The sequence below is a fragment of the Halostagnicola alkaliphila genome (assembly GCF_055379965.1).
Genome location: NZ_AP043826.1, coordinates 1,571,783 through 1,596,379, shown reverse-complemented (window position 1 = coordinate 1,596,379; position 24,597 = coordinate 1,571,783). Strand labels below are relative to the sequence as shown.

The 24,597-nt window shown below is 61.4% G+C and carries 29 protein-coding genes; 14 read left to right on the top strand and 15 right to left on the bottom strand.

Going from position 1 to position 24,597, the window contains the following annotated elements:
• Positions 1–49 precede the first annotated feature (49 nt).
• Both ACZ5C7_RS13045 and secF read right to left on the bottom strand, forming a co-directional pair.
• Positions 50–1,690, bottom strand: a complete 1,641-nt coding sequence (locus tag ACZ5C7_RS13045) for a preprotein translocase subunit SecD (RefSeq protein ID WP_464376737.1) — start codon at positions 1,688–1,690, stop codon at positions 50–52.
• Entirely contained in the window at positions 1,687–2,565 is an 879-nt protein-coding gene (gene secF, locus ACZ5C7_RS13040; RefSeq protein ID WP_464376736.1) for a protein translocase subunit SecF, read from the bottom strand. The genes ACZ5C7_RS13045 and secF overlap by 4 nt, the downstream gene beginning before the upstream one ends.
• 194 nt (positions 2,566–2,759) lie before the next feature.
• Here secF and ACZ5C7_RS13035 point away from each other — a divergent pair, with 194 nt between their 5' ends.
• The gene (locus ACZ5C7_RS13035) at positions 2,760–3,101 is read left to right on the top strand and encodes a hypothetical protein (protein WP_464376735.1); all 342 of its coding nucleotides are present in this window, start codon (positions 2,760–2,762) and stop codon (positions 3,099–3,101) included.
• A gap of 75 nt (positions 3,102–3,176) precedes the next feature.
• On the opposite strand, the gene ACZ5C7_RS13030 is transcribed toward ACZ5C7_RS13035, so the two are convergent.
• Positions 3,177–3,650: a DUF5812 family protein gene (locus ACZ5C7_RS13030; RefSeq protein ID WP_464376734.1), complete on the bottom strand. Its 474-nt coding sequence runs from the start codon at positions 3,648–3,650 to the stop codon at positions 3,177–3,179.
• A 235-nt stretch (positions 3,651–3,885) separates the two neighbouring features.
• Between ACZ5C7_RS13030 and ACZ5C7_RS13025 the strand changes: the two genes are divergently transcribed.
• Together ACZ5C7_RS13025 and ACZ5C7_RS13020 are read left to right on the top strand one after the other, a co-directional pair.
• Positions 3,886–5,181, top strand: a complete 1,296-nt coding sequence (locus ACZ5C7_RS13025; protein WP_464376733.1) for a glucose-6-phosphate isomerase — start codon at positions 3,886–3,888, stop codon at positions 5,179–5,181.
• Between the two features lie 85 nt (positions 5,182–5,266).
• Complete coding sequence (locus tag ACZ5C7_RS13020) at positions 5,267–6,382, top strand: lysostaphin resistance A-like protein (protein WP_464376732.1); 1,116 nt, start codon at positions 5,267–5,269, stop codon at positions 6,380–6,382.
• A 235-nt stretch (positions 6,383–6,617) separates the two neighbouring features.
• Here ACZ5C7_RS13020 and ACZ5C7_RS13015 read toward each other — a convergent pair whose 3' ends face one another.
• Positions 6,618–7,076 (bottom strand): NOB1 family endonuclease, encoded by a 459-nt coding sequence (locus ACZ5C7_RS13015; RefSeq protein ID WP_464376731.1) that lies wholly within the window; start codon positions 7,074–7,076, stop codon positions 6,618–6,620.
• Between the two features lie 4 nt (positions 7,077–7,080).
• Entirely contained in the window at positions 7,081–7,326 is a 246-nt protein-coding gene (locus tag ACZ5C7_RS13010; RefSeq protein ID WP_283834325.1) for a PRC-barrel domain-containing protein, read from the bottom strand.
• Positions 7,327–7,621: 295 nt separating this feature from the next.
• Here ACZ5C7_RS13010 and infB point away from each other — a divergent pair, with 295 nt between their 5' ends.
• Positions 7,622–9,421 (top strand): translation initiation factor IF-2, encoded by a 1,800-nt coding sequence (gene infB / locus ACZ5C7_RS13005; protein WP_464376730.1) that lies wholly within the window; start codon positions 7,622–7,624, stop codon positions 9,419–9,421.
• A 20-nt stretch (positions 9,422–9,441) separates the two neighbouring features.
• Here the strand turns inward: infB and ACZ5C7_RS13000 are convergent, their stop codons facing one another.
• Positions 9,442–9,825: a cyclophilin-like family protein gene (locus tag ACZ5C7_RS13000; RefSeq protein ID WP_464376729.1), complete on the bottom strand. Its 384-nt coding sequence runs from the start codon at positions 9,823–9,825 to the stop codon at positions 9,442–9,444.
• A 188-nt stretch (positions 9,826–10,013) separates the two neighbouring features.
• Here ACZ5C7_RS13000 and pyrG point away from each other — a divergent pair, with 188 nt between their 5' ends.
• From pyrG to ACZ5C7_RS12985, 3 genes are read left to right on the top strand one after another with little or no spacing between them, the layout of a single operon-like run.
• On the top strand, positions 10,014–11,717 hold the full coding sequence (pyrG, locus tag ACZ5C7_RS12995) for a glutamine hydrolyzing CTP synthase (RefSeq protein ID WP_464376728.1): 1,704 nt from the start codon (positions 10,014–10,016) through the stop codon (positions 11,715–11,717).
• Entirely contained in the window at positions 11,717–12,634 is a 918-nt protein-coding gene (gene guaA, locus ACZ5C7_RS12990; RefSeq protein ID WP_464376727.1) for a glutamine-hydrolyzing GMP synthase, read from the top strand. Before pyrG ends, guaA begins: the two co-directional genes overlap by 1 nt.
• A 1-nt stretch (position 12,635) precedes the next feature.
• Complete coding sequence (locus ACZ5C7_RS12985; RefSeq protein ID WP_464376726.1) at positions 12,636–12,956, top strand: DUF7126 family protein; 321 nt, start codon at positions 12,636–12,638, stop codon at positions 12,954–12,956.
• A gap of 477 nt (positions 12,957–13,433) precedes the next feature.
• On the opposite strand, the gene ACZ5C7_RS12980 is transcribed toward ACZ5C7_RS12985, so the two are convergent.
• From ACZ5C7_RS12980 to ACZ5C7_RS12955, 6 genes are all read right to left on the bottom strand, one after another.
• On the bottom strand, positions 13,434–14,171 hold the full coding sequence (locus tag ACZ5C7_RS12980) for a 5-formyltetrahydrofolate cyclo-ligase (protein WP_464376725.1): 738 nt from the start codon (positions 14,169–14,171) through the stop codon (positions 13,434–13,436).
• Between the two features lie 104 nt (positions 14,172–14,275).
• Positions 14,276–14,812, bottom strand: coding sequence for a MogA/MoaB family molybdenum cofactor biosynthesis protein (locus ACZ5C7_RS12975; RefSeq protein WP_464376724.1), 537 nt, complete (start codon positions 14,810–14,812; stop codon positions 14,276–14,278).
• A gap of 106 nt (positions 14,813–14,918) precedes the next feature.
• Positions 14,919–15,206, bottom strand: a complete 288-nt coding sequence (locus tag ACZ5C7_RS12970) for a winged helix-turn-helix domain-containing protein (RefSeq protein WP_464376723.1) — start codon at positions 15,204–15,206, stop codon at positions 14,919–14,921.
• Positions 15,207–15,209: 3 nt separating this feature from the next.
• The gene (locus ACZ5C7_RS12965) at positions 15,210–15,827 is read right to left on the bottom strand and encodes a hypothetical protein (protein WP_464376722.1); all 618 of its coding nucleotides are present in this window, start codon (positions 15,825–15,827) and stop codon (positions 15,210–15,212) included.
• Positions 15,824–16,732 (bottom strand): ABC transporter ATP-binding protein, encoded by a 909-nt coding sequence (locus ACZ5C7_RS12960; protein WP_464376721.1) that lies wholly within the window; start codon positions 16,730–16,732, stop codon positions 15,824–15,826. The genes ACZ5C7_RS12965 and ACZ5C7_RS12960 overlap by 4 nt, the downstream gene beginning before the upstream one ends.
• Entirely contained in the window at positions 16,729–17,589 is an 861-nt protein-coding gene (locus tag ACZ5C7_RS12955; RefSeq protein ID WP_464376720.1) for an ABC transporter permease, read from the bottom strand. Before ACZ5C7_RS12955 ends, ACZ5C7_RS12960 begins: the two co-directional genes overlap by 4 nt.
• 227 nt (positions 17,590–17,816) lie before the next feature.
• Here ACZ5C7_RS12955 and ACZ5C7_RS12950 point away from each other — a divergent pair, with 227 nt between their 5' ends.
• Positions 17,817–18,128: a hypothetical protein gene (locus ACZ5C7_RS12950; protein WP_464378446.1), complete on the top strand. Its 312-nt coding sequence runs from the start codon at positions 17,817–17,819 to the stop codon at positions 18,126–18,128.
• 47 nt (positions 18,129–18,175) lie between these two features.
• On the opposite strand, the gene ACZ5C7_RS12945 is transcribed toward ACZ5C7_RS12950, so the two are convergent.
• Together ACZ5C7_RS12945 and ACZ5C7_RS12940 are read right to left on the bottom strand one after the other, a co-directional pair.
• Positions 18,176–18,493 carry a DUF7853 family protein gene (locus ACZ5C7_RS12945; RefSeq protein WP_464376719.1) on the bottom strand — a complete coding sequence of 106 codons (318 nt, stop codon included), beginning with the start codon at positions 18,491–18,493 and terminating at the stop codon, positions 18,176–18,178.
• A gap of 299 nt (positions 18,494–18,792) precedes the next feature.
• On the bottom strand, positions 18,793–19,347 hold the full coding sequence (locus tag ACZ5C7_RS12940) for an NUDIX hydrolase (protein WP_464376718.1): 555 nt from the start codon (positions 19,345–19,347) through the stop codon (positions 18,793–18,795).
• A gap of 133 nt (positions 19,348–19,480) precedes the next feature.
• On the opposite strand from ACZ5C7_RS12940, the gene ACZ5C7_RS12935 reads away from it, so the two are divergent.
• The 6 genes from ACZ5C7_RS12935 to glmU all read left to right on the top strand — a co-directional run bounded on the left by ACZ5C7_RS12935 (position 19,481) and on the right by glmU (position 23,662).
• A complete protein-coding gene (locus tag ACZ5C7_RS12935; RefSeq protein ID WP_464376717.1) occupies positions 19,481–20,146 on the top strand; it encodes a PHP-associated domain-containing protein in 666 nt (221 codons plus the stop codon).
• 128 nt (positions 20,147–20,274) lie between these two features.
• On the top strand, positions 20,275–20,940 hold the full coding sequence (locus ACZ5C7_RS12930; protein WP_464376716.1) for a single stranded DNA-binding domain-containing protein: 666 nt from the start codon (positions 20,275–20,277) through the stop codon (positions 20,938–20,940).
• Positions 20,933–21,436: a metal-dependent hydrolase gene (locus tag ACZ5C7_RS12925; protein ID WP_464376715.1), complete on the top strand. Its 504-nt coding sequence runs from the start codon at positions 20,933–20,935 to the stop codon at positions 21,434–21,436. The genes ACZ5C7_RS12930 and ACZ5C7_RS12925 overlap by 8 nt, the downstream gene beginning before the upstream one ends.
• A 156-nt stretch (positions 21,437–21,592) precedes the next feature.
• Positions 21,593–21,724, top strand: a complete 132-nt coding sequence (locus tag ACZ5C7_RS12920; protein ID WP_464376714.1) for a hypothetical protein — start codon at positions 21,593–21,595, stop codon at positions 21,722–21,724.
• Positions 21,717–22,361, top strand: a complete 645-nt coding sequence (locus tag ACZ5C7_RS12915) for a hypothetical protein (protein ID WP_464376713.1) — start codon at positions 21,717–21,719, stop codon at positions 22,359–22,361. The genes ACZ5C7_RS12920 and ACZ5C7_RS12915 overlap by 8 nt, the downstream gene beginning before the upstream one ends.
• 119 nt (positions 22,362–22,480) lie before the next feature.
• Positions 22,481–23,662, top strand: a complete 1,182-nt coding sequence (glmU, locus tag ACZ5C7_RS12910; RefSeq protein WP_464376712.1) for a bifunctional sugar-1-phosphate nucleotidylyltransferase/acetyltransferase — start codon at positions 22,481–22,483, stop codon at positions 23,660–23,662.
• 74 nt (positions 23,663–23,736) lie between these two features.
• On the opposite strand, the gene ACZ5C7_RS12905 is transcribed toward glmU, so the two are convergent.
• On the bottom strand, positions 23,737–24,528 hold the full coding sequence (locus tag ACZ5C7_RS12905) for a VOC family protein (RefSeq protein WP_464376711.1): 792 nt from the start codon (positions 24,526–24,528) through the stop codon (positions 23,737–23,739).
• Between the last annotated feature and the right edge of the window lie 69 nt (positions 24,529–24,597).

The following is a 24,597-nucleotide window of genomic DNA, read 5'->3' as shown; positions in this document are numbered from 1 at the left end:
CTGCCGAAAACGCGAGTGTCGAGAATCCAAATAAATCGGTTTTCCGCCGTTACTTGTCGGTGAGGAGCCGCCGCAGGATGTCACCGTAGGCGGGGCGGGTGATGAGCACGCCGATCAGCACGCCGAGGATCGTGATGATCGCGAATCCGCGCAGGTCGCCCAGGCTGAGCACCGCCAGCGGCGACATCGCGACGATCGTCGTCGCGGCGGCGGCCCCGATGATCCAGAACGCCTTGCGGAATCGCGACTCGAAGACCCGTTGAGAGTTGACGTCGCCTTCGGACATCACCTCGTCGGCGATGATTATCAGGTCGTCCACCCCCGTTCCGACGACCGCGATGAAGCCGGCGACGTGGGAGAGATCTAGCGGCATTCGTATCAGCGCCGCGAAGCCGAGCAGGATGAAGACCTCCGCGAGCGCGGTGAGGACCATCGGCGCTGCGACTCGAGGGTCGCGGTAGCGGACGTAGACCATGCCGCTGACGGTGACGATCGCGAGCAGTCCGATCAGTAGCGAGTAGGTCTTGAACTGGTCGGCCAGCGCCGGCTGGAGCGAGTAGACGTCGCCCTCGTCCAGATCGAGCGGCGCGCGAAGTTCACCGGCCTGCAGGTTGACGGAGAGTGCCTGCGCTTCCGAGTACTCCTGTGCTCCCATTTGGAACGTCGGGCTCGTCTCCCAGTCGCCGCTTCCCATCTGGGAGCCCAACGTATCGCTCATCGAGTGGGCGGCGACCGGCTCGCCGTCGACGACCGTGAGCAGGCAGTGTTGCTCGACGTCGTCGTCGAAGTGCATCTGGCCGGTCTGTGGGTCGGAAACCTGACAGTTACCCCACCCGTTCGGTTCACCGTAGCCCATGTCGTTCATGTCCTCCTGGAACCCCGGTGCGCTGTTGCTCTCGACCTGGACCGGAACCTCGTAGCCCGTCCCCTCGTCCTGCGTTGGTGGGTCGACATCCGAGATATCGTCGCCAGTGAGCACCGTCTCGTTGGTCTGCGTGCCGTCTTCGCCAGGGTGGTACGCGACGACTTCGACGATACCTCGGTCCTCGAGGATCTCCCGAAGTTCGTTTTCACCCATCTCGGGGACTTCGGTGACGACGTAGTGCTGGTCACCCATCGCCGCCTCGGTGACCTGTCCGCCCGAAAGTCCGGCTTCGTTGATGCGCAGATCGATCGTCGTGATGATGTCGTCGCGAGTCTCCTGCGTGACGCCCTCGCGGACGTCGTCCTCGTCGACATCGACGCCCGCGTTCTCGAGCGCCCGAACGAATTCCGCTTCGGTTACGTCGTCGACGAACAGTTCGGCGCTGACGGTCCCGTCGTCGTGGATCTGAACGTTCGCGTCGCCGATCTCGATGTCCAGGTCCTCGTCGCCGTAGAGCGCTTCTTCTATTTCGCCGATCCGCTCGTCATCGACCTCGCCGGTCTCGTCGTCGACGATACCAGCGTCGATGTTCTCGGCGGTCATGCCGACGACGGGAGCGCTAATTCGGGTCCCTCCCTCGAGCCCGAGTCCGTACTCGATGTTCACCGGATCGTCGGTCCACGATTCGTCGTCCTCGGCTTCGCCACCGTAGCCGTCGTCGTCCATGACGCCGCCGGGGACGAACAGTGCGATCAGCGCACCGAGGACGAAGACGACGAGCATGATCACTCGCCAGTGTTCTTTGAAGAAGCTGACCGGCTTCATCGGTTTACCCCCTTGAATTTGTACCAGCGAAGCAGGCTGAGATTCAACATGTACGTGTTCATCAGGTCGGCCGCGAGGCCGATGAACAGGATAATCCCGATGGACGCGAGCAGTTCGACGCCCATGATCGTCGCCGCGACGGCCATCACGAGCATGGCCATCATCGAGGTTACCGTCATCGTCACGCCGGTCCTGATCGCGCGGTGAGTGCTTTCGTAGAAGTCACCGCCGCGCCGGAGGATATGGTTGTTCAACAAAATATCGGAGTCCACCGAGTAGCCGATCAGCATCAACAACCCGGCGACGGTTCCGAGCGTGAGCGGGATGTTTGCCAGGTTCATGAACGCGAGCGGGATCACGAGATCCGAGAACGCAGAGAGGACGATCGCGATCGAGGGAACGAACGTCCGAAAGAGCAAGAACGCGATCACGCTCATGCCGACAAACGCCGCTACGACCCCGATTAACGCGGTTTGTTGGGCCTCTTCGCCGAAGCTCGCCGACGTCGAGGAGACCTCCTGGACGACTTCGGAGTTGCCATCCGCGGGTGCCAGGTTCTCCTCGGCCTGGTCGGTGAGCGCTTGCTGATCTTCGGACGCAAACTGGACGATGTACTGGTCCGTCGCCCCTGTCGTCTGGACCGATTCCGGTTCCTCCTCGAACGCCGCCTCGACCGCCGATTCTGAATCACTCGTCTCGACGGTCAGTTCCGTCCCTCCGGCGAAGTCCATCCCGAGTTCGACGGGTGTTCCGTACACCGCGTATCCGCCAGTCAAGATCAACAACGCGACTGCGAGGAGGGCGAGCGGAACCGCCGCGAGTTGGCGGTTACTGTACCGGGTGTACTCGATCTCCGGTACGTCGAAATACCCCATATACCAGCCACGTGGGCGTCGCCGAAAGTAAGCCTTCGCAATTCGTGAAGTCCAGTTTTCCGTGACGAAATCGTCCGATATTCCTCCGCTCACGCTCGAGTTCGCGCGATTATCTGTGCTCCGTCTGGCCGCATTATACGGACCATAGTTGGCCAGGCGGCACTGTTTTCCAACTGGCCGGTCGACGACAGTATATGGCGAACGAATCGCAATCGAACGCACAGCGATCGGCGACTCGAGTCGTCGTTTCCTACCCCGAGGACCTCTCCGACTGGGGGCGATTTCAGGTCGAAAAGCCGTCGTTTCGAGCGTTTCTGCGAAAGACGCGGGAAACGGCTCGAGAAGGCGACACCTGGGAGGAGTTCGTGGGCGTCGGTTGCTGTGGAAACACGCTCGACGTCCCCCTCCGCGTCGAACGGACCGACGGCGGCGACAGGATCGACGAGGAAACCGAAATCGAATACGAGGTCCGCGAGGCCTGCGGAATCGAGGGAAGTTGGCGCGTCCAGAGCAAGGAAGGACCTCGTCGAGCGTAGGTCGCCGCAGGAATAACTCGTTTCGGCGCAGATCCTTTCGCGCCAGACGGGTTATTCCCCTCCGGCGCAGATCACTCAGTTCGGTAAGTATCGAACGCTCAACACGCCGTCGTCCTCGTCACGCCGGACTTCGACGCGAACGGCCTCGAGCCGGGCTGCTCGAGCCACCGTTTCGTCGTCCTCGAGCACGTCTTCGGCCGCTTCCTCGAGGTCCTCGCCGGGAAGCGAGAGCACGTGAATCTCGCCGGTTCCCGCCCGTTCCTCGCGGACGACCTCGCCCGGTTGGGCGTCGGCCGCCAACTCTCGCTCGTGTGTCGTCGGGCTAAGATCGCTATCGACGAGGTCGATGGTTCGCCGGTCCTCGACGTCGATGACCTCCCAGGCCACCTCGAGGGGCGGTTCCGGGGCAACGGTCGCCTCGAGGACGTCGTCGACCTCGAGGCCGGGGTTCGACGCCAGGGTGTGGACCTGCGCCGTCTCGACATCGCTGACGACCGCCGACTCGGACTCCGCGTGCGTGACGACGAACGTAGCCGTCTTTTCGCTCATACTCGAGGTCTCGAGTTCGAGGGGTTTCCCGGTTTCGTTCCCTGGTAGTCGACGTGTTGGGAGACGAATGTGGTCTAGCCAGTGAGAAGGTGAAAGCCCCTTTCAGTCCCGCCCGTCGGTGGATGGCTTGGGTTGCTGATTCGCGTGGGTAGTCCGGATAGCGATGTCGAGTTCGTGTACTCTCGAATGATCGGATGACGGAACGACTTTACGCGCGGCCCTCGCGCTCTCGCGCATGGACGTCGACATCGGCAACGCGCTCGCATCGGTCGCTTCGCCGGGAATCTCTCGAGGTGGTCTCGAGCGACTCGACGATCGCGTCGGGCAAGCCCACGAGCGAATCGAAACGGGCAGGGAAAACCACGAGCACGGCTACGCGGCGTTGAACCTCCCGAGACGAACCGACCCGGACGAGATTCGGCGGGCAGTCGACCCCGTCTCCGACGCCGAGGCGCTGATAACGATCGGCATCGGCGGCAGTGCGCTCGGCGCGGCGACGATCGCCGATGCGCTCGAGTCCGACACCGAGACGGTCTTTCTCGATAACGTCGATCCGGCGTGGGTGACGAGTCAACTTGCGGATCTGCCACTCTCCGAAACGGCGATCAACGTCGTCTCGAAATCCGGAACCACGGCGGAGACGCTGGCGAACTTCCTCGTCGTTCGGGAGGCCTTCGAGGACGCCGGCGTCGACTGGACCGAACGGACGATCGTGACGACCGGCGATTCCGGCCCCCTCTCCGATCTCGCCGAGCGACACGATCTGCCGAAGCTGAAGGTACCCGACGGCGTCCCCGGTCGATTCTCCGCGCTCTCGCCCGTCGGCATGGTCGCCGCTGCAGTCTGTGGCCACGACCTCGAGGCGCTTCTCGAGGGTGCTCGAGCCGAATCCGAAACGCTCTCTGGGTCGTTGTTCGAGTGTCCCGCCTACGCCTACGGGGCGACATCCTACGCGCTCGACGTTCGCGGTGCCGGAATCAACGCGATGGTGCCCTACGCGGAGTCGCTCGAGACCTACGCCGAGTGGTTCGCCCAACTGTGGGCCGAGAGCCTGGGCAAGGACGACCTCGGCCAGACGCCCGTGCGAGCGCTCGGCGTCACCGACCAGCACTCTCAGCTCCAATTGTATCGAGCCGGGCCGCGAGACAAGCTCGTCACGTTCGTCACGCCTCGAGAGCGGTCCGATCGTCAGATCCCCTCGACCGCGGTCGACGAACTCGCCTACCTCGGCGACTCGACCCTCGGCGAACTGCTCGAGGCGGAGTTCGAGGCGACCGAGGCTAGCCTGGCCGCTGCCGGTCGTCCGAACGTCCGAATCGAACTCGAGACGGTCGACGAACGCGAACTCGGCGGGTTGCTGTACGGGATGGAAGCCGCCTGCGTGCTCGCCGGCGAACTGTACGACGTAAACGCGTTCAATCAGCCGGCCGTCGAGTGGGCGAAGAACGCGACTCGCGGCCTGCTCGGTGGCGGCGAGTTCGAAGAAGCCGACGCCGTCGCCGAGAAGACGACGCTCCGCGTCGAGCGATGATCGAGGACACAAATGTGCCCTGCCATGGTGACGACACCACATCCGGATGCGGTGTCCCTATGTAGATCCGCCAAATAATCCAAGTATGAGCCGGACAGCGCAGGCTGATGGCGACGGGAGTACGGCCGAAGCCGACGGCGTTCCCGCCGTCGGAACGATCGTCGCCACCCTCGCGATGGTGTGTCTGCTGATCCCGATCCGTCAGGGAGTCGACGAGCCGGCGATCTGGGCGGGTGCCGTCTTCGCCGTCCTCGCCGTCGGCGGGTTTCTCGCGAGACGCCACGATATCCTCGAGCGTCGCATCGGTGGCCCCGTCGCGGTCGGATCCAGCGCTCTCGTCGTCGTTTGCTCGGCCGGTGCGATCATGATCGGGACGCCGGGATCGGTGATCCTCCCGGAACTGGGCTGGTCGATTTCGCTCGTCTTCGGCTCGTTCCTCGCGGGAGCCACTGCCCTCGCCGTCGCAATCGCGGACTACGCCGGCATCTCCGCGGTGGGGTTGAGCCAGCGGACGGCCCGCTTTCTCGAGATGGGGGCCCTCGGATTCGTCGGCCTTCTCGCAATCGAGGTCGTGATACTGTTCGTCGCACTGCCGGTGCTCGCGGTGGTCGGCGAACTGACCGAACTACAGTGGCAGGCGATCAGCTACACTTCGTTCGGACTCGGACTCGGAACGGTCGCTGTCGGCTATCTCGTACTCCGGGGGTACGACCTGTCGTACATCGACGTCAAGATGCCGACGCTCAGGACCGTCGGGTGGACGATCCTCGGACTGATACTCATCTTCGGCGCGAACATCGCGGTTTCGATTCTGATGTCCGGCGCTGGCGTCGACTCCGCGGAACACAGCACTTCCGCGGCCGTCGAGCAAAACGTCGAACTCGCCCTGGTTATCATCCCGGCGATGGTACTGATCGTCGGCCCGCTCGAGGAGCTGCTGTACCGAAACGTCATCCAGAAACGGTTGTACGACACGTTCTCCCGGTACGGCGCCGTTATCGTCGCGAGTGTCGTCTTTACGTCCGTCCACATCGGCGCTTACGCGACCGCGGGCGCGGGCGAAGTGCTCGCGAGTCTGGCCGGCGTGTTCGCGCTCTCGTTGGTCCTCGGGACGATATACGAGCGCACGGATAACCTGGTCGTCCCCGCGCTCGTCCACGGCAGCTACAACGCGTTGCTGTTCGTCCCGTTTTTGCTGTAACGAGTCGTTCTTGTGTAACGAGTTGCTGTTCGTCCCGTTCTTGCCGTCGCACCGTTTTTGCTCACTGGAAAGCGTTCGATCGGCCGTCGAGTGCCGACTGTGCTGGCGTGGTTTGGGTTGCAAGCACCAGTCGCTCGTCGAGGATACTTCTCGTACTCGCGAACGATCCACCGCGTCGAACGTTCGTTCCTGCTCTGGTTCAGAACAAGTAGCGTTGTCAGATCAGTCTCGTTGCTTAGCTCGGATTTTTCCGCGCGAGTCCGGATCCACAGATCGGACAGCGGTCTTTCTCGTCGTCGAACTCCCGACCGCAGCCCTGACACTGGAAGAGCCAATCGCGCTGTTCTTCGATCCCCTCTCGAGCGATCACTTCGACGTCGACGTGTAACTTCTCCGCGACGTTTTGCATGGCGTAGTCGTCGGTGACGAGCACGCCGTCGAGTTCGAAACTCGCCGCGACGAGTCGAATGTCAGTCCTCGAGAGCGTCTCGAAGTCGCCCGATTCTCGAGCGGCGCGTTCGACTTTTTCGGTGGTGTCCTCGTTCGGAATGTGGATGTGCATTCCGGAGCCTTCCATCGCGTCGTAGCGATAGGCGCTCTCGTCCTCGAGTTCTTCGCGGACGAGCGGGATAGTTGCAGACTGTTCTGTCGTATGAAAGTCGTGGATAAAAGCCGAGGAATCGAGAATGTACATACCGTTAGCGCTTGACGACAATGTAGTCTTTCACAGCCTGGACGCGGCTGACGGGCACGCGAAACCGGCCGGTGTCATCGCGGTCGAAATCGACCGCGTGGCTCGGTAACTCCTCGTCTGGGTCGATAACGAGGTCGTGAAGTTTGCCTGATTTGATATCCATCGTGACGTTGTAGAGCATTCCCAGTTCAACTCCGTCGGAACCCATGACGGACTTGCCCGAGAGGTTTTCGGCGAGTATATCGCTCATACCCTACCGTTCAGACTAGTCGATAATAAATACCATGGAGGCTCTGTATCAGTTCCTGGTAACACTTGTTCTCTCAGCAACTATTGTGGGGTGAGACTAATCCACGTTCTCGGTGTGGATCGATCGCTCCAATCGTCCTGGAAAGCATTGTAATTGTTCGATACACGACTGTCCGTCTCGTTCAACCGATCCCGCTCCGTTCGGTACGTTCTCACCCATACTATCGGAGTTGTGACGATGGGTTTAACTACCGTCCTACGGACCGTTTACCCAAGACCTTCTCTGGTGGTTCACCATGTCGGACACGGACACACACGACCCCACATCTCTCAGAACGCCGATCGTCGCCGTTCTCGGACACGTCGATCACGGAAAGACAAGCCTCCTCGATAAGATCCGCGGCTCGGCCGTTATCGAGGGTGAAGCAGGCGCGATCACGCAGCACATCGGTGCTACTGCCGTGCCCCTCGATATCATCTCGACGATCGCGGGCGACCTCGTCGACCCGGACGACTTCGATCTGCCCGGATTGCTCTTTATCGATACGCCGGGACACCACTCCTTTACCACGCTTCGCTCGCGCGGTGGTGCCCTCGCCGATATCGCGATCCTGGTCGTCGACGTCAACGACGGCTTCCAGCCGCAGACGATCGAGGCGCTCGATATCCTCAAACGCTCGGAGACGCCCTTCATCGTCGCGGCGAACAAGATCGACACCGTTCCGGGCTGGAACCCGAACGAGGACATGCCGATCAACGACACCTACGACGCCCAATCGGATCGCGCGGCCTCGAGACTCGACGAGAGCCTCTACGAGATAATCGGCGAGTTGAGCGACGAAGGGTTCTCGGCGGACCTCTACTGGCGGGTCCAGAACTTCCAGCGAAACGTCGGCGTCGTCCCCGTCTCCGCGATGACGGGCGAGGGCGTCCCCGACCTGCTGGCCGTGATGATGGGGCTCTCCCAGCGGTACATGAAAGAGGAGATGGAAATCGACGTAGCCGGACCCGGCGTCGGGACCGTCCTCGAGGTCAAAGAGGAGAAAGGGTTCGGGACGACCATCGACATGGTGCTGTACGACGGCACGATTCGAGCCGACGATACGATCGTCGTCGGCGGAAAGAACGAGCCGATCGTCACCGAAGTCCGCGCGTTACTCCAGCCACGACCGCTCGCGGAGATCCGCACCGAAAGTCGGTTCGAAAAAGTCGACGAAGTCAAGGCCGCTTCGGGTATCAAAATCGCAGCTCCGGAACTCGAGAACGCGATGGCCGGCGCGCCGGTTCGCGTCGTTCGAGATCGGAATCTCGACGATGTCGTCCACGAGGTGCGCGCCGAACTCGCCGATATCGCCGTCGACACCGAAGAGCAGGGCGTCGTCGTCAAAGCCGACACCCTCGGCAGTCTCGAGGCGATGGCCGACGCGCTCGGCGAGGCCGAGATCCCGATCGTCCGCGCGGAGGTCGGCGATGTCGCACCGCGGGACATCTCCATCGCCTCGACGGCAGAGGATCCGAAACAGCGGGCGATCCTCGGATTCAACGTCGACGTGCTCGCGGACGCGAAAACGCGAGCCGAGCAGGACGACGTGAAGCTGTTCACTGACGAGGTCATCTACCAGCTCGTCGATGAGTACGACGACCACATCGCGGAACTCGAGCGAGCCCAACAGGATACGATCCTCGAGAACATCTCTCGACCGGCGCGGTTCCGGATTCTGCCGGACCACACGTTCCGACAGAACGATCCGGCGGTCGTCGGCGTCGAAGTCAACGCCGGTACGATCCAGAACAACAATTTCGTGGTCAAGTGGGACGGCAACGAAACCGAACGGGTCGGACAGGTCAAAGGGATTCAAGAGCAGGGCGAGGACGTCGACGAAGCCCGCGCGGGTAACCGCGTCTCCGTCGCCATCGACGGCCCGACCGTCGGCCGACAGATCAAGGAAGGCGACGAACTCTGGATGGAGGTCCCCGAAAAGCACGCCAAGATCTTAGAACAGGAGTTGAAAGACGAAATCCCGGGCGACGAACTCGAGGCGTTGAACATGTACCTCGAGAATCAGCGCAAGCGGGACCCGTTCTGGGGCAAATAGCGGCGATTTGACTACACGGCTCAGTTTTTGCCGTCGAGGCGGTCGAACCGGATTCGCGCACCGCCCTCGAGATCGGAAAGTGGCGACACGTCCTCGAGTTGGCCCACGACGTTGACGGGCGCGGCCGCCCGCGGTTCGCCGTCGGTGCTCGCGGGCGTCGGCCCCCAAAACAGACAGAGCTTGCTCCCCGTCGGCCAGTAGGCGATCGAGCCAACGGGAACCGCTTCGGACTGGTTTTCGGGCGGCACGTCGAGCGGAACGTCGAAGTACAGTTCGTCGCCCCAGCGGACGGCCTCGCCCTCTATCGGTAGTTCGCTCTCGAGCGCTTCTCGGGTTTTCGGGGCGGCTTCGTTCCAGGTCGCCTCGAGTTCGCGGTCGCCGACACTGACTCGAAGATCGGTCATAGCGACACGGTCGAACGGCGGGTACGTAGTTCTTCATGGTTGGTGGGCGACGATCTCATGATTGTGGGTGAACAACCGGGGCAAAGGCATCATCCTAACAGTCGAACTCGCCGGCGAGAGAGTGACACTGATTCGCGGAGCGGCTACCATCCCGAAATGGTTTTCAACCGCTCGCGCGCACACTCGGTATGCCGACGGACTCGGACACTAATTATGACCCCACACTGGGGAACAAGTTCATCTTCGTCACCGGCGGGGTGATGTCGGGACTCGGCAAAGGGATCACGGCCGCCAGCACCGGCCGTCTCCTGAAGAATGCCGGCTTCGACGTCACCGCGGTGAAGATCGATCCATACCTAAACGTCGACGCGGGGACGATGAATCCCTATCAGCACGGGGAAGTCTACGTGCTCAAAGACGGGGGAGAAGTCGACCTCGACCTGGGGAACTACGAGCGGTTCCTCGACATCGACATGACGTTCGATCACAACATTACGACGGGGAAGACCTACCAGCACGTCATCGAGAAAGAACGGGCGGGCGACTACCTGGGCAAGACGGTCCAGATAATCCCACACATCACCAACGATATCAAACGCCGCATTCGAGAGGCTGCGGAGGGAAGCGACGTCTGTCTCGTCGAAGTCGGTGGAACCGTCGGCGACATCGAGGGGATGCCCTACCTCGAGGCTCTGCGCCAGTTTTCCCACGAGGAAGACGAAGAGGACATCCTCTTCGCCCACGTCACGCTCGTTCCCTACTCGAAAAACGGCGAGCAAAAGACCAAGCCGACCCAACACAGCGTCAAGGAAGTCCGTTCGATCGGACTCCAACCCGACGTTATCGTCGGTCGGTGCGACGACAAGCTCGACCCCGAAACCAAAGAGAAGATCGCGCTGTTCTGTGACATTCCGACCGACGCCGTGTTCTCGAACCCCGACGTCGAGGACGTCTATCACGTCCCACTCGTCGTCGAGGAGGAAGGGCTCGACGACTTCGTCCTCGAGAAGTTCGACCTCGAGGACGAGGCGCTCCCCTCCGGCGAACGAACGAAGGAGTGGCGCGAGGTCGTCACGACGGAGAAGTCGGGCGAAATCGACATCGCGCTCGTCGGCAAGTACGATCTCGAGGACGCCTACATGTCGATCCACGAATCGCTGAAACACGCCGGCTTCGAGGTCGGCGTCGACGTCAACGTCCACTGGGTCGCGGCCGACGAGATGGCAGAGGGTCACGACGGACAGTTCGCGGACGTCGACGGGATCATTGTCCCCGGCGGCTTCGGAATGCGGGGCACCGAGGGCAAGATCAACGCGGTCCGGTACGCTCGCGAGAACGACGTGCCGTTCCTCGGTCTCTGTCTCGGCTTCCAGATGGCCGTCGTCGAGTACGCCCGTAACGTGCTCGGCTTCGAGGGTGCGCATTCGGCGGAAATGGACGAGGAGACCCCACATCCCGTCATCGACATCCTCCCCGAACAGTACGAGGTCGAGGATATGGGCGGCACGATGCGTCTCGGTTCGCACGAAACACAGATCGAACCGGGAACGCTCGCCGAGGAAATCTACGGCGGCACGTCCTGTACGGAACGACACCGCCACCGCTACGAGGTCAATCCCGAGTACTTCGAGGATTTCGCCGACGAGCCGCTGTCGTTCTCGGGAACGGCGGGCAATCGGATGGAGATCCTCGAACTTGAGGACCACCCTTACTTCTTCGGAACGCAGTTCCATCCGGAGTACAGTTCCCGTCCCGGTGAGACGAGCCCGCCGTTCCTCGGCCTCGTCGAATCGATTCTCGCGGAAACGGCGGACGGAAACGCGGACGAAGAGCCAGAGGCGGACACAAAAGCGGATTCGGACACGCAGAACGGACAAGAGGTAACTTACTAATGGTAGATACGGACACGTTCGTCCCCGAAGCAGTCGAAGAGATCGAAAGCGAAATCGGCGACGCGAACGCGGTTATCGCCCTCTCGGGCGGCGTCGATTCGTCGGTCGCCGCAGCCCTCGCTTACGAGTCGATCGGCGACCAGCTGACGCCCGTCTACGTCGACACCGGCCTGATGCGTAAAGGCGAGACGGACCAGATTCGCGAGACGTTCTCCTACATGGACAGTCTCCGCATCGTCGACGCCAAAGACCGATTCCTCGAGGCGCTTTCTGGCGTCACCGACCCCGAGGAAAAGCGGTCGGTGATCGGCGAGCAGTTCATCCGAGAGTTCGAACGCGAGGCAACCGAGGCCGACGCGGACTACCTCGTCCAGGGGACGATCTACCCCGACCGGATCGAATCCGAAGGCGGGATCAAGTCCCATCACAACGTCGGCGGACTGCCGGATGTCGTCGATTTCGACGGCATCGTCGAGCCGGTTCGGGACCTCTACAAGGACGAAGTTCGCGAGGTTGCTCGAGCGCTCGACCTCGACGAACTCGTCGCCGAACGGATGCCGTTCCCCGGTCCCGGACTCGCCGTTCGGGTCATCGGTGAGGTCACCGACGAAAAGCTCGAGGTCGCTCGCGAATCCTGTCACGTCGTCGAAGAGGAACTCGAGGAGTACGAGCCGTGGCAGGCTCTGGCGGCAGTAATCGGAAAAGCCACCGGGGTCAAAGGCGACAATCGAGTCCACGGTTGGGTCGTCTCCGTTCGATCGGTCGAGTCCCGCGACGGGATGACGGCTCGCGCCCAAGAGATCGATTGGGAAACCCTTCAGCGGATTCAATCGCGGATTACCGGCGAAAACGAAACCGTCTCGCGGGTCGTTTACGACGTTACACACAAACCGCCGGCGACCATTGAGTACGAGTAGTATGGATGCAATCGTTTCCGGGCCGGACGAAGACCGACTCGCCGAGGCGCTCGAAGAAGAAGGCGTCACCGTAACCCGCCTCGAAGGGCCCCTCACCCGTCCGCAGCTCGAAGAGGCAGGGATCGTCGAGACGGATCTGTACGTGCTGACCGACGTCGGTCAGTCGACGACGGTCCCGATCGCGATCGATCTCAACGACGACCTCAGGACGGTCGTCTACGCACGGGATTCGATTCCGGAATTCATTCGTGGACAACTCGACCTCGCGCTGGATCCGGAGCTGATGGATCCGGCAATGATCGCGGAAGAACTCGTCGATTGAACCGCCACGTCTCAACCAGCCCGTATAATCCGCATATCTCCGTTATAAACGATCTATTCGGTGAAATTGGCGTTTTGAACTGTGGTTAATTGCGTGGTAATTCGGCATAAGAGGCGAATACCATCGCCATCGTTCAAGTAGGATACGGCAATATCCAGAAGTGGAGGTCGACGGGCACACCCACACAAAGGCACCCACCGCCTTGAACCCGTGACTTCCAGCAACCCCACCACAGCACCCTTCCCCCACCATTGCCACACCGTTTTGCCGACGCGGGCTCACTGCACCGACCCGCGTCGCTCTTCGGATGGCTGTCGGGACACTACGTCCCGACGTGGATCCTCAACGGATCACCCATTGGATCCTGCAGTTGTCTGTGTTTGCGAGCGCCCGGCCCAACGCAGTCTATGCACCCCACCTGACTGCATCATACTTGGCCGGGCGTTCTTCTCAAATCCCCCCTACTCTTCGGTCCGTTCAGTCTCGAATTCGCTTCAACACTGGAATCTCCTCGAGACGCTCGTCCGAAAGGAGCTCCCAGTCGATACCGGTTGGTCCCTGATCGTCGAAGGAGTCGGCTGGCCGATACACCCGGTCAGGCGTGACGATCACGTTCATCGGCACGTCGTGTTCGTCGGTCGGAATCTCGTCGTCGACACACTGTCGTTCGTGGACCGTCGTGACGACCGGCGTTTCACTGTCGACGAGATCGAGTTCGTGGAGTATCGCGTACTCGAGGTCGCTGTATCCTTCGCCTTTCCCGATTCGTACACCGGCGCTCGAATTTTGCTCGCCGGTTCCGACCGCAACGCTTCCGGAAACGATCAGATCGATCTCCACGACGGCTTCGGGGCCGACCTGGTCGCCGTGTTTCGACGATCCCGAGACCGTCGTCGCGTCGTCGTAATCCTCGAGTTCGTCGGGATCGAGTCGAAGAAAACACTTCTCGTCGCGGAGTCGAGGGACGGCCATATAGACGGTTTTCCCCTCCCGAAGGGCCCGCCGACGGACCGGCAACTGCGGCGCGTCGGGGTTGGCCTTGATCGTCTCGGCCCGTTGCCATTCGGGTTGTTCAGCTAACCGTTCAGCTGCCAATTTCGCGTCGGCGAAGTTGGGTATACGCCCGTGTGGCGGGAACGGAAATCTGGCTTCACCGCTCTCCTCGAGATCGTCCCAGATGCGGTCGCGTATTTCCTGTTTGGACGGCGGACTCATATCTTGAAACTGTCCGTCAATTGTGTTGAGGATTTGTATTCAGATACGGGTAGTTACGGTCGTCCACCGGTCTCGATCGAGAAGATAGCTGAACGGACCGTAAGCTATTTTTCCCGTCCCTTTCCGTTCGCCAGCGTTGTGAGTCGATCCGCTTCGGGGACGATGATCGATTCGGTCGCGATCCGTGTTGCGTCTGGATTGTTTGGCAAGCAAAATACAGGTATCTGCTCGCTGACGCCGGCGAGAGTCCGGCTGGCGACCACGCTCGTCCCGATTTCGTCGTAGGAAACGAGGTGGAACAGATCGGCGAAGGCCGGTAACTCCTTCTCGAGCAACGGATCGACGGCCTCGACGGTCACGTCGTCGGGTTCGATGCCGGTGCCGCCGATGGTGACGATGATGTCGACGTCGTCCCGGTCGAGGAGTCGGGAGATTTTCGACTGGACGTTGTCGTGGCCGTTCGCGATGAGTTCCCGCGTGGCGATTTGGTGCCCGTCGGCTTCGAAGGCGTCGACGATTGCACCGCCAGCTTCGTCTTCCTCTATCGTCCCGTTCGAGGTGATCGTCACGACGGCGATACCGAGTTCGGTGCTCGAATCGGATTCGTCGCTCTGGGATCGCTCGTCGCTTCCTGCAGTCATGGAAATGTGTTCGGCCGCGAGAGGGGAAAACGCTGTCCCATCGCGAGGAGGCCCCGATCGGTGCACGGGTATCGCTTCTCCGTCAGGCTGGCGTCTCACCGACACCTCACGTCTCGAGACTGTTGATCAAACTCTCGAGCGTTTCGACGTGTGCTTCGAACAGTTCGGTTCCGTGTTCAGTGAGCCGATAGGTCGTCTGGGGCTTTCGGTCGACGAACTGTTTTTCGACGGCAACGCATTCCTCGTCTTCCATTCGTTCGATGTGACTCGCGAGGTTCCCCTCCGTGATCTCCAGGTCGTCTTTCAGGTCGGTGAAACTCGTCTCTCCGTTCGCATAGAGATACGCGAATATCTGGAGCCGCGTCGGCTGGTGGACGAGTTTGTCGAATTCCATTATCTAATAGCGTCGTGAGATGGTGACGTACGCGACGATACAGTAGAGGGCGTATCCGACCCCGAAGACGGCGAACTCCCAGTTCTCGACGAGGGAGACGTACGGAATCGTCGCGACGAGAGCGAGGATCCACACGCCGCCGCCGTAGAACGCGTACCGGTCGATTCGTCTGATGTTGTGGGCCTCGAGCAGCTGACCCATGTAGAGGTAGGCCATACCCATCAACGATCCTACAATAACTAATCCCAGGGTGAGGGTCTCGCCCTCGAACTCGCTGAGAAACGGTCGAGTTCCGATTACCGCCGCAATCAGTCCCGCGAAGATGATGTAATGCCAGAAGTCCCAGCTCGGAACGCCGCTCGTCGGCCGCTCGTAGTTCGATTGGATGTTCCAGAGAACGATCTGATGACCGAGGAAGACAACGGCTATCGTTGCGATGAGCCACCACGCGAAGCCGTCGTTGAGTCCGAGTTGCAAGAGCGGAAAGAGCAGTCCGACGCCGATCCCCTCGACGAGCCAAAAGCGCCACCAGTAGGGGTACTCGGTTCGCAGGCCCATCGCCTCCTTGATCTGTCCGAGCTCCTCCTGTAGGGCTTCGGGATCGACGTCTTGGTCACTCATTCGATATCGTCGTTACTCGAGGCACTGTTCGTGTAATAGTTAAAGAGGTCGGTGTACGTCGGATCGACGACCTCGAGTGCCTGGTACGTCTCGAGAGCGGCGTTCGTCTCTGACTTCGGTTGCTGGTCGTCGGATGGCTCGTCGGCCGGGAGAAAACCGCGAATCGTCCCGTTCCCCTGAAACACCTCGCCCCCGGCGACGACGGCGGCGAGTTGCTCCGAGTTCGAGAGCGTCGTCTCGACGACCCGCGGAACGGATTCGAACAGCGCGTCGGGCGATCCCGTCGTCATCACTCGGCCGTCCGCGACGAACGCGATTCGGTCCGCGATATCGGCGTCCATCGGGCGGTGACTCGAGACGATAACCGTCTTTCCGTCGGCCTGTTTCTCACGAATCAGGCCGTGGACGACCTGGATCATTGACAGGTCGAGCGCCGCCGTCGGCTCGTCGAGGAGGTACAGCGGGACGTCGATGCTTAAGGCGATGGCCAACTCGAGTTTTCGCACCATGCCGCCCGAGTAGTCTTCGACGGGTTTCTCGAGGTCGGTTTCGATTTCGAGGACGTCGACGTACTCGCGCCAGTCGTCGGTGAACTTCGGATGGAGTTGCTCGTAGAACCGAAGGTTCTCTCGGCCGGTGAGTCGGTCGACACAAAGTGCATCCTGTAACAGGAAACTCGTCGTATCGGAGCGCGTTACCGGATCCTCGCCGAGGACCTCGACCGTCCCCGCGGACGGCACATGACTCCCCGCGAGACAGGAAAACAGCACGGACTTGCCGACGCCGTTCGGCCCCAACACCGCGAGTAGTTCGCCCGACTCGACGGCGAGGTCGACGCCCTCGAGAACGCGTTCGTCGCCGAATGACTTCTCGAGGCCCCTTGCGAGAACGGACGGCTGACTCACGGCCACCACCCCCGTTTGTAGAGGACCTTATTCAGCAGAACCGTTCCGACGACGAGTGCGATCACGGCGTAGGCGGAAAGTACGAGGAGATATTCGGGTCCCGCGGGCAGCGCCGGCGGAGCCGCGCCGATCTCGGTCCACTCCTCGCCGGGGACGAGGTGATAGACCAACAATCGCGTCGGAAGCGTGTTCGGGAGGTAGTTCATCAGTTCGCCGTCGATCGGTGACATCTCCGTGTTGACGCCGTTGAGACCCGTCAGGACGTATCCGGCGACGGCGATCATGGGAACCGCGTACTCGGCGACGCGTTCGTTCTTCGCGGCGGCGATGAACGGGAGCGCGACGATCATCCAGAACACGCAGGTGAGCGCGAACGCGACGAGAATAATGGGTATCGATTCGGGTCCGCGGAGTTCGAAAGAGGCACCCGTAACCACTCCCGCAACGAGTGTCAATCCGAACGCGACGGCGGCGAGACAGAAGCCGGCGAGCATTCGTCCGCCGAGATCCGCCGACGGGGAGATCGGCATGGATCGGTACGCCTCGTACCGCCGATCCTCGAGGTCCGTCGCCAGTTGATACCCGAACACGTACAGGCAGATGTACACCGCGCCGAAGACGCCGGTACCAACCGCCCAACTCGCGAGCATCGCGTCCGGAATATCGCCGCCTTGCATGCTAAAGAGCAACTGCATACCGGGGGCGAGCGCTACGACCGTTCCGAGCAGTATCCAGCTGTTCGATACCTCGCGAAGGCTTCGCTCGGCGAACGCCCTTACCTGCGTGAGCCACCGTCTCGAGCGCGAAGCGTCCGTAAACTCCGGTTCGTGTTCGTCGGCTGTCGTCTGTGTTGCCATTCTCTTTCGTCAGTACCCGACACCCGCATAGCACAAAATACTTTCTAGTACAAAGTTAGTTTGTGCTGCAAAGTTATCGACTCACGAAATGGGATCGTGAGAGCGCCGAAGAAGGACGGAGTTGCGGGGTACTTGCGATGGTTGTCGAACCCCCTCGCCAGCGGTCAGATAGACCCGAAGGATCCGGAACCGTGAGCCCTTTGATGGCACGCTCTAAACACGCAGGTGTGACCTCGAGCGACGACAGCGGATACGTTCACGATCCCGCCGATTTTGACGACGAACCGGCTGGATCGGGCAAGGAATCGGCGGACGAAGAGTGGCTCGAGGATCCCGTCCATCCCGAAGCAGCGGATCGGGAGTTCGGGAAACGGGGCTGGGTACTCGTCGGCGTGATTGTCTACGCGTTTGTTATCTCGCCGCTCGCGATCATGTTCTGGCCCATGGACGTCGCTTATCGGTTCGCGCTGTTGATTTTACCGCTCGTGCCGGCCGTCCTCCTCGCGGTGACTGCCGTCTGGGCGACGACACGGACGTAGGGAGGTTCGTCTTTTTACAGGTGAAAAAACGACCGGTTGAACCGATTCTATCGATCGCCGAGTTGCGGAAGGGCGGCCTCGAGACGCCCGAGGACGATTCTGCCGTGATCAATGTCAGAAGGGGGTGTCTCCGGCGCTTCGATATAGTCCGCTAGAATCTCGTGAACGCGGTTCGCTTGCTCGCGAGTAAACGTTCTCCCATCGGATTCGATCGTTTCGACGACCTCGAGCGCCCAGGTCGGCGGAATCTCGTCATCGTCGATGGCGTCGTCGACACGTCGTGCCACCACGTCGTGAACGACCCACTGTTCGTCTCGGGAGAGATCGACTTCGAACGTCTCGGTTGTTGGTGGCGAGGAACTCATTTCGGTACAGGGACCGATTTCGTCGGCCCACAGACGACGATACGGACGGGGGTGTTATAAAATTTGGTAACGTATGACATATGGGAGGAGCGCGTCATTTCATGCCGACTTTCTGATGAACGGTTCGCGTTACGAAGCGTTAGACCACGGATACGCCACTACTAGAACAAGGCGCTAGCTGGCAAAATCACGCGGAGAGAACGACACGCTACCGCAACGGAGCGTTCTGAACGGAGAACACTGCACTTCAGCGCGATGGCCCTATTCGCCGGAAAAACCGCTTCGAACCAACTGTCCCACTAATTGGTGTCTCGGCGCATGGCGATTTCGAACCACGGACAGAGGCGAAGTTGTCGGTACCACTCCGGATTCGCGTGAAGCCGGTCGTACGGAACCCACATCAGGCCAGCTACTTCGTCGACATCCGGGTCGAGCGTTTTGTCCGCTAACGTCAGTTTCAGCACCGCACAGACTTCGTGTTCGACGCCCTGATTCTCGAAGTACCGTTTGTATTCGAACCGGTCGGTGACCCGGAGGTCGTCGTACTGCTCGGGACTGATTCCGAGTTCCGCCTCGAGTCGCTCTCTCGTCGCTTCCTCCTGGCTCTGGCCCTCGACGGGGTGGGAAGCGACGGTTCCGTCCCAGTGGGTACCCCACAGCCGTTTGTCGGGTGCACGCTGAGCGAGGAGAACGTTATCGTCCCGGTCGAAGACGAGCGAGGTGAACGCCCGGTGGCGGATTCCCTCGCCCGTGTGAGCCTCGAGGCGGTTGACCAGACCCTGTTCGGTGTCGTCGGAATCGACGGCGATTACGTCCTGTCCGGCGTTTTCGTGCATATCGTCGTCCGCGTTCATACCAGCACAATCGAAACGGCTCGTAAAACCAGTACCGACTCCGGGCGAGCTCCCGCCGATAATCGCATAGCCGTCCGTCTCGCACGGGACGGCAATATTAAGACCAATACCACTTGCGAACCAAACCGATACTATGTTCGCCGTCGACCTCCACGCACACACCCGATTCTTCCACGGCCGCCGCCGACTCGGCGATCGGTTCGATCCCTACGGGTTCGCGTTGCTCGCTCGAGCCGTCGACCGCCGCGGTCTCGACGGGGTCGCGACGACGAACCACGACTACTCGAGAGCGTTTTCGGATTCGACGATTACGACCATTCCTGGGATCGAAGTTTCGACGACGCACGGCCACATGCTGGTCATCGGACCGAATCCGCCGACGGAGACGGTCCCGCTCGAGCACACTCCGTGGGAGGTCGTCGAGATGGCTCACGACCGCGGCTGTGTAGCCATCGTCTGCCATCCCTCCCGAAACAGCACGGTCGCCGACCTCGAGGGGCTGGCGTTCGATGCCATCGAGATCAACGGTAAGCACCCCCGGACGCGCCCGGTCGTGGAGGATCTGGCGGCGGATCACGCCGTTCCGATAGTCGCGGGAAGCGACGCACACCTCCCGATCGAGGCCGGTCGGGCGTACACGATGATCGACGCGGACCGACTCACCCCCGAGTCGGTCGTCGAGGCGATCCGGGAGGGGCGCGTCGAACCCAGGATCGCGGCGACTCGAATCGATTGCGGGATTCGACGCGGCTATCGCGTCCTTCACCGACGAAAACACGAGAAGGCACGTTCGGGCTGAGTTCGAGGGATAGGTGAGTTCGAAGGATGGCTGAGTTCGAGAGATAATTGAGCGAGCGGCTTTTTGAGATGCTGTCGAAGGTGCTCGACCGACACCACCAAGTATCGACCCCGTCTCCTCCCGGACGAATGGATCGCCGACGGAGACTCGCACTCGGCCTCGTCCTTTCGCTCGCACTCCTCGGACTTTGTGTTCACTACGGGGCGACTTACGACGAATCGTGGCCGCACCCGACCGGCGACCAACTCGCCGAGAATAAAGGCGAGTACGTCGGCGAGCGCGTCCTCCTCTTCGGCGACGTGCAAACGGTCGACGGCGACGCCATTACCATCCACGTGACCGACGGCGACGGTGACGTCGCCGCCGAACTCGAGATCCGGAACGTCGACACGAACGAGGACATAGAGGAGGGCGGCGTCGTACAGGTCTACGGCATCCTCGAAACGGAACCGACGGCGTCTCACGACGGAACCATGGCCGCCGAAGAGTTCGTCGTCGTCGACCCGAGCCCTGATGCGACCCTGTACAAGTACGCCGTCTCGGCTCTCGGGGGACTGCTCGCCGCCGGGCTTTTCTTGCGCTACTGGCGAGTCGATTACCGTCAGCTCCGGTTCGATCCCAGGGGCGAACGGTCGTCCGGCTCGAGCAGACCGGATAAGAGCGGCGAACCGACTGAAGACAAGGCCCCAGAACCGAGTTCGAGCGGGTCGAAAACGCACTCGAACTCGGACTCGGACGGCGCGAAGACAGACACGGCTGGCGAACGAGATTCGGAGGTGAACACGGGTGGCTGAACTCCTGTCGCACGTCCTCTTTGCCTACGCGTTGTTTACGGTCGCGAGCTGGCGACTCGAGTGGCTCTCGAAGCGATGGGTCGCGGTCGCGGTGGTGGGTGCCGTCCTCCCGGATCTCAATCGAATCGGGCTCCTCCTCGGGGAGTCGACCCTCGAGGCGATCCTCGGCGCTCCGTTTTCATTCGGTGCGATTCACACGCTCGGAGGCGTCCTCATCCTCTCCGGCATCGGTGCACTCGCCTTCGACAAACAACAGGCACTGGCGTACGGCCTCCTCGCAGCCGGTGCGCTTTCGCATCTCTTGGTCGATGCCCTCAAGCTGTACGCCGACGGGAGCGCCGCCGCCTGGCTCTATCCGATAACGTGGTATCGGCATCCGACGCCGAATCTGTACGTCTCGTCGGATCCCGATGTCCTTGCGGTCGCCGGTTCGATCGCGCTGAGTGTCTGGGTGATCGATCGTTACTTTATCGACACTACTGAGAACTCTCCCTGAAGAGCCCTCGAGCGACTCTCTTCGCCGAGTTGGGCCCGTTGGAGCTTCGTCGCTGTCCGGCACTGGTTCGCGATCGACAGTTCGACCGAACCCGCGGAGGGGAACCTCTTTGTAAACGTGTCTGGTTTGATCCCGTATGATCGTCGCGGGGGAGTCATGTCGATAGTCGACGGCGAGATGGCCGGTAGTCGCGAAACGGTTGGGTTCTCGAGAGCCCGGCTGTCCACCTTCGCCGTCGGAACGACCGCTCTCGAAGCCGTTGCCGTCCGTTCGCCTACCCATGACTAACAACGCATTCGAGGAGTCGCACGTCGTCGGGCTCATCCGGTGGTGTCGATCCGTGCTCCGGACGCTCCTGGAGCCGGTAAAGCGCGCTGGCGGTCGACTCGCTCGATACGTGAGAGCGTCGTACATCTACCGGTGGCTCACGGCCGAACCCGAGCCAGAGGTTATCGTGATCGATCTCCGCGAGACCTATACCGTGGGGCCGTTTATCCGCGCGCTCGATCGGGTACTGAACATGCTCGAGACGGCCTACAGCGGCTCGAGGACGGAGTCCCTCGGTACGAGCGCGTCCGAAGCAGTTCGTGCGCGACCGATTCGGATGCTCGGTATCGTCGGGATTGCCGTCGTGACCGTGTGGCTACTCGCCGCCGTCGTAACCGGCGCGCTCTCGACTGGATTGACCGCGGGACTAGGGCTCCTCCTCGTCCTTTCATTTCTCGCGTTGCGATCGACGCGGTCGCTCGAGGAGGTACTCGAAACCCGAATCGCAAAAGTGCTCGTTTCCGCGTTCGAGCCGCCGGAACCGCCGTCCCGTGCGAACGAAACGAGTCGATCTCGGTCGTCGACTTCGGAGGAGACACCACAGTCATCGACATCTGAGGGGACCGCTCGGTCACTCGAAGAGACGAACGATTCCTGAGGAAACCGGTTTTCGGGGTACTCCGCTCACGAACCAACGTATTCCACAGCGACGACGGTGGTCCAGTCAGTGAGGATCGAACCACACCATTAACTCGCGGCCGGTAGTAGCATCGTTCGATGAAAGCTGTGGTTCTCGCTGCCGGAGAGGGAACGCGAATGCGTCCGCTCACCGCGACCGCCCCAAAGCCGATGCTCCCGGTCGCCGATCGCCCGCTCGTTGCACACACCGTCGACGCTGCGATCGACGCCGGCGTCGACGAATTCGTGCTCGTCGTCGGCTACGAATCCGACGCGGTCGTCGACTACTTCGGCGATAGCCGACGGGGCGTCCCGATCAACTACGCGGTTCAAAGAGAGCGCGCCGGGACGGCCCACGCCGTCTCGACCGCTCGAGAACACCTCGACGGTCCCTTCGCCGTCCTCAACGGAGACAATCTGTACGATCCCGACGCGATCGATCACCTCCTCGAGTCGGGGCCGTCGATCGGCGCGATCGACGTGGATAATCCGTCCAACTACGGCGTTCTCGAGACCGCGGGCGAGACCGTCGAAAGCATCGTCGAAAAGCCGGCGAAGCCGCCGACGACGCTTGCCAACGCCGGAGCCTACGTCTTCCCCGAGGAGGCCGCGGGATGGCTCGAGGTCCCCGAAAGCGAACGCGGCGAACACGAGATTACGGACGTGCTCGCGAAGACGATCGACGAACACGACGTGACGCCGGTCGTCATGGATCACTGGATGGACGTCGGCCGGCCGTGGGAACTGCTCGAAGCGAACGAGTGGAAGATCGGCGAACAGGACCGGCGACTCGAGGGTGACATAAGCGACGACGCGAAGATCACCGGAAACGTCGTCGTCGAGGAAGGTGCGACGGTCGAGTCGGGGGTCGTGATCGAGGGACCCGCGATGATCCGAACCGGTGCGTCAGTCGGCCCGAACGCCTACGTTCGCGGTGCGACGCTGATCGACGAAGGCGCGTCCGTCGGACACTCGGTTGAAGTGAAAAACAGCGTTCTCATGGCCGGCGCCACGGTCGGACACCTTTCGTACGTCGGCGACAGCGTCCTCGGTCGGAACGTCAACTTCGGAGCCGGAACGACCGTCGCGAACCTCCGTCACGACGACGAACCGGTCGAGTTCACCGTCAAAGGAAAGCGCGTCTCGACGGAGCGACGGAAGTTCGGCGTCGTCCTCGCTGACGGCGTCAAAACCGGGATCAACACCAGTCTGTATCCGGGTATCAAGCTGTCGCCGGAGACGACGACCAAGCCAGGCGAAGTCATCGAACGGGATCGGTAAGAAGTCAACAGAACGTGAGCGGCGTGGTATTGTGCCCGTTCGCGTATAATCGATTCTAGAACGGGAACAGCGAACTAGAACGGGAACAGCGAATCCGCGTTCGGGTCGCGCTCTACTAGCTCGATTTCGTGACCGTCCTGATCTTTCGTGAACGCGTACATGTTGTCGTTGCTCTCCGGATCTCGATAGTCATCGGCCTCTCGAGTTTGTAACTGCTCCCAGTCTTCCTCGAGGTCGTCGACTTCGACACAAAGGTGGCCCCACGCGTCGCCCATCTCGTAGCTCCGGCCGTCGTAGTTGTAGGTGAGTTCGACGGTCATCGCCTCCTCTGCGGCCCCTTCGGGTTTCATGAAGTAGTTCGCGAAGGTGTCCGACTCCCAGCGACCGACGTGTTCGTACTCGAATTTTCGGGTCCAGAAGCCGATCGCCTCGTCGGCGTCCTCGACGCGGATCATGGTGTGATCGAGCGACCACTTCGCACCGTGATCGCGCTTGACGATCTCGATTTCGTGGCCGTCGGGATCCTTGACGAACGCGTAATTCCCGTCGCAGGATTCTGGATCGCGGTAGTCCTCGACGCCTTCGTCCATGAGCTGCTGGTAGGACGATTCGAGTTCGTCTTCGGGAACGCGAACCGCAATGTGGCCCCAGGCGTCGCCGACCTCGAGGTCGTCCTCGCCTTCGTTATGGGTCAACTCGAGCATCGCCCCCTCGTCGTGCATCTCTTCGGGCCCGAGGTAGACGATGGTGAAGCCGTCGCCCTCGTGGCGGTCTTTCTCCTCGTAGTTCAGGTGGGTCTGGTACCACTCGAGGGAGTCGTCTAAGTCTGCGACGCGGGCCATGACGTGATCGAGCGTTCCGTCCATGTCTGGGAGTACGTTAGATAAATCTAAAAGCGTGGCGAAGGCGGCGGGCTATTCGACGAGTTGACTCGT

Excerpts from the sequence above, each read along its gene's own strand:
- ACZ5C7_RS12915 (WP_464376713.1), top strand. The coding sequence starts at position 21,717 with ATGACTAACAACGCATTCGAGGAGTCGCACGTCGTCGGGCTCATCCGG.
- ACZ5C7_RS13045 (WP_464376737.1), bottom strand. The coding sequence starts at position 1,690 with ATGAAGCCGGTCAGCTTCTTCAAAGAACACTGGCGAGTGATCATGCTC.
- guaA (WP_464376727.1), top strand. The coding sequence starts at position 11,717 with ATGGTAGATACGGACACGTTCGTCCCCGAAGCAGTCGAAGAGATCGAA.
- ACZ5C7_RS12985 (WP_464376726.1), top strand. The coding sequence starts at position 12,636 with ATGGATGCAATCGTTTCCGGGCCGGACGAAGACCGACTCGCCGAGGCG.
- ACZ5C7_RS12940 (WP_464376718.1), bottom strand. The coding sequence starts at position 19,347 with ATGAACGCGGACGACGATATGCACGAAAACGCCGGACAGGACGTAATC.
- ACZ5C7_RS12980 (WP_464376725.1), bottom strand. The coding sequence starts at position 14,171 with ATGAGTCCGCCGTCCAAACAGGAAATACGCGACCGCATCTGGGACGAT.
- secF (WP_464376736.1), bottom strand. The coding sequence starts at position 2,565 with ATGGGGTATTTCGACGTACCGGAGATCGAGTACACCCGGTACAGTAAC.
- ACZ5C7_RS12905 (WP_464376711.1), bottom strand. The coding sequence starts at position 24,528 with ATGGACGGAACGCTCGATCACGTCATGGCCCGCGTCGCAGACTTAGAC.
- ACZ5C7_RS12970 (WP_464376723.1), bottom strand. The coding sequence starts at position 15,206 with ATGGAATTCGACAAACTCGTCCACCAGCCGACGCGGCTCCAGATATTC.
- ACZ5C7_RS13035 (WP_464376735.1), top strand. The coding sequence starts at position 2,760 with ATGGCGAACGAATCGCAATCGAACGCACAGCGATCGGCGACTCGAGTC.
- ACZ5C7_RS13010 (WP_283834325.1), bottom strand. The coding sequence starts at position 7,326 with ATGAGCGATATACTCGCCGAAAACCTCTCGGGCAAGTCCGTCATGGGT.
- ACZ5C7_RS13020 (WP_464376732.1), top strand. The coding sequence starts at position 5,267 with ATGAGCCGGACAGCGCAGGCTGATGGCGACGGGAGTACGGCCGAAGCC.
- glmU (WP_464376712.1), top strand. The coding sequence starts at position 22,481 with ATGAAAGCTGTGGTTCTCGCTGCCGGAGAGGGAACGCGAATGCGTCCG.
- ACZ5C7_RS12955 (WP_464376720.1), bottom strand. The coding sequence starts at position 17,589 with ATGGCAACACAGACGACAGCCGACGAACACGAACCGGAGTTTACGGAC.
- ACZ5C7_RS12965 (WP_464376722.1), bottom strand. The coding sequence starts at position 15,827 with ATGAGTGACCAAGACGTCGATCCCGAAGCCCTACAGGAGGAGCTCGGA.
- ACZ5C7_RS12920 (WP_464376714.1), top strand. The coding sequence starts at position 21,593 with ATGTCGATAGTCGACGGCGAGATGGCCGGTAGTCGCGAAACGGTTGGG.
- ACZ5C7_RS12945 (WP_464376719.1), bottom strand. The coding sequence starts at position 18,493 with ATGAGTTCCTCGCCACCAACAACCGAGACGTTCGAAGTCGATCTCTCC.
- ACZ5C7_RS13015 (WP_464376731.1), bottom strand. The coding sequence starts at position 7,076 with ATGTACATTCTCGATTCCTCGGCTTTTATCCACGACTTTCATACGACA.
- infB (WP_464376730.1), top strand. The coding sequence starts at position 7,622 with ATGTCGGACACGGACACACACGACCCCACATCTCTCAGAACGCCGATC.
- ACZ5C7_RS13030 (WP_464376734.1), bottom strand. The coding sequence starts at position 3,650 with ATGAGCGAAAAGACGGCTACGTTCGTCGTCACGCACGCGGAGTCCGAG.
- ACZ5C7_RS13000 (WP_464376729.1), bottom strand. The coding sequence starts at position 9,825 with ATGACCGATCTTCGAGTCAGTGTCGGCGACCGCGAACTCGAGGCGACC.
- ACZ5C7_RS13025 (WP_464376733.1), top strand. The coding sequence starts at position 3,886 with ATGGACGTCGACATCGGCAACGCGCTCGCATCGGTCGCTTCGCCGGGA.
- ACZ5C7_RS12930 (WP_464376716.1), top strand. The coding sequence starts at position 20,275 with ATGGATCGCCGACGGAGACTCGCACTCGGCCTCGTCCTTTCGCTCGCA.
- ACZ5C7_RS12935 (WP_464376717.1), top strand. The coding sequence starts at position 19,481 with ATGTTCGCCGTCGACCTCCACGCACACACCCGATTCTTCCACGGCCGC.
- ACZ5C7_RS12975 (WP_464376724.1), bottom strand. The coding sequence starts at position 14,812 with ATGACTGCAGGAAGCGACGAGCGATCCCAGAGCGACGAATCCGATTCG.
- pyrG (WP_464376728.1), top strand. The coding sequence starts at position 10,014 with ATGCCGACGGACTCGGACACTAATTATGACCCCACACTGGGGAACAAG.